Source organism: Clostridia bacterium (genome assembly GCA_019683875.1).
Classification (GTDB): Bacteria; Bacillota; Sulfobacillia; order RBS10-35; family Bu92; genus Bu92.
The window spans coordinates 1-2,269 of record JADGHN010000190.1; the positions used below are offsets into that span (position 1 = coordinate 1).

2 protein-coding genes are annotated in these 2,269 nt (G+C 69.5%); both read right to left on the reverse strand.

Annotated elements, in window-relative coordinates:
• Nucleotides 1-218: 218 nt before the first annotated feature.
• Complete coding sequence (locus IRZ18_09770) at nucleotides 219-851, reverse strand: hypothetical protein (protein ID MBX5477392.1); 633 nt, start codon at nucleotides 849-851, stop codon at nucleotides 219-221.
• An 81-nt stretch (nucleotides 852-932) separates the two neighbouring features.
• Nucleotides 933-2,225 carry a hypothetical protein gene (locus tag IRZ18_09775; protein MBX5477393.1) on the reverse strand — a complete coding sequence of 431 codons (1,293 nt, stop codon included), beginning with the start codon at nucleotides 2,223-2,225 and terminating at the stop codon, nucleotides 933-935.
• Between the last annotated feature and the right edge of the window lie 44 nt (nucleotides 2,226-2,269).

Consider the following 2,269-nt stretch of genomic DNA (forward strand, 5'->3'; position numbering starts at 1 on the left):
GTCAACGCGGCGATGATCCATACCGGCGCCCAGCGGCGCATCGCGGAGCCTCCCGCTGCTTCTCGACACCATGTCGAAATCGTTGTGATTATATCGTTTTGTCGCACGGCCCGTCCCCCGGGTTCCCTCGTTGCCGTACATGTTCGTCAACCACGCTATGCGAAACGGACAAAAAAGATGGCCGCCCCCCGGAGGGGGCGGCCGCACGGGCCTCGCGGCTATCGCGAAAGGCGCCGCTCCACGTCCGCCAGGATCACGTCGGCTCGGTGCAACAGCGACTCGGCCAGCGCCGCCATGACCGGCACCTGCCCGTATCGCTCCGCGAGAAGCGCCAGCCGCTCGCGCTGCCGGGCGTCCAGCGGCCCGCTGTTCGCCTCGAGAAAGGCGGCGATGAGCTCGTCACCAGCGGCGGTCGACGCCTCCGACGGCCGCGCGCGGAACGCCGGCACCGCCGGAGCGGCGGTCTCGCCGCCTCCGACCTCCGGCGCGCCGCCAGCGGTCTCGAACGCATCTTCCGCTCCCGCGCCGAGAACGCGGCGCGCCCGGCGAAGGCGCGCCATGACGGCCGCATCGAACTCCGCATCCGCACGCCGCAGGTGGCGGATGCGGCGCAGGACGCTTCCCGCGTCCCGATTGAACGCCGGGTGGCATTCCTCCGCCACCGCCTGAAGCGTCCCCAGCCGTCCGAGGGTCGAGAGCACGACCTGCCGCAGGCGCTCGTCCTCCGAACGCGTCCAGTGCTTGAAGCCACGCCGGGGCCCCCTCCGGCGGACGATCACGCCCTCCGCGCCCCCCGCCCCACCGCTCTCCGCCGCGAACCATCGGGTGCCGGCACCAAGCCCGATCCGCACACGAATCCTCCTTGTAGCAAAACTTTTTCTTCATCGTAAATACTGTTCCCGAAAGTTCAACCGAAATGACAAATGAAGCCGTCAACGGACAAGCGATGTCGCGGTTCGACTCATCCGGCGGGTCGGGGCCACGGCGGGCCAGGCGAGGAAGATGGCGCCGGCCAGGCGCAGCGTCGCGGAACACCACATGCAGGCCGAGAGCCCCCACTGTTCGAACACGAACGTGCCGAGAAGCGGCGCGGCGAAATTGGCCAATCCGATCAGAAAATTGAACCAGGCCACCGCCTGCGGGCGCCGGTCATCAGGCGCCACTTCAAGAAGGCCGTTGAAGAGGGAAAGGTTGATGCCGGCCACGGCGACGCCGGTGAGGACGTTGAGGAGCGTGATGGGAAGGGCCGTCCGGGCCACGAGATAGGCGGGCGGAAACACCACGAACAGGGCTGCCGCCAGGCCGGCCGCCGCGAAGGGGCCCCGCAGGTCGTAGAACCTCCCCCACCACCGGGCGCAGAGAACCGTGAAAAGCGATGAGACGACGTTCCACACGCCGAACCAGAAGGCGTGCAGGCCGTCGATGCGCAGGAAGAGGATCGGCCAGATCCCCTGGGGCAGCGCCCAGCCGGCCTGAAACACGAATGCGGCCAGGGCGAACGTCCAGAAGAGGCCCCAGCCCCCGCGGCGAGCCTCGGCCGAAGCCCGCGCGGGCGACGCCTCCGGGCGCCCTCCCTCCGCACCCGCGGGGCGCTCCTGCAACCGCGCCAGATACCGCATCGAGACCATCTGGCCGGCGAACGTGATGGCGATGAGCGCGAGGTAGTGCCCCGGCCACGGGAGGATCAGAACGAGCGCACCGCCCAGCGCGGAGGAGAGCAGCGTGACCAGCGTGAGCCACATGTTGCGGTCGGCGAAGATGCGCCCCCGCAGGTGAGGCGGGAACAGTTCGGCCATGAGCGCCGTCCAGGCGACGTTGCCGACCGTCGCGGGGAAGCTCATGTACGCGTAAAGCAGAAGGAAGAGCGCCACGCGCGCGTCGGGGGAGATGGGCAGGAACGGCACGGCGCCCAGCGGCACGTACGCGAGGCGGCTCGCCCAGTTCCACCGCAGCACCACCGGCAGGCGGCGCGGCTGGCGCGAGACGATCCTCGCGCCCGGCAACTGCGCGACGGTCTGCACCAGCGCCGGCAACGACGCGGCGAGGCCGACGGCGAACGCGTTCCCGCCCAGGGAGAGCACGAACGCGCCCACGTACGGAAGAAAACAGCCCGTCACCACGTTGAACGCCATGCCGTCGATGAGGCTGTTGCGGGCGTTCCTTTGGGTGACGGGGTCCGCGGGGTACAGCGTGGCCTGCAGAAACGCCTGTCTCAACCGTCTCATGTCTCGCGGCTCGCGGCCGCGGCGTCCGCCGCGCCCGCGAATAT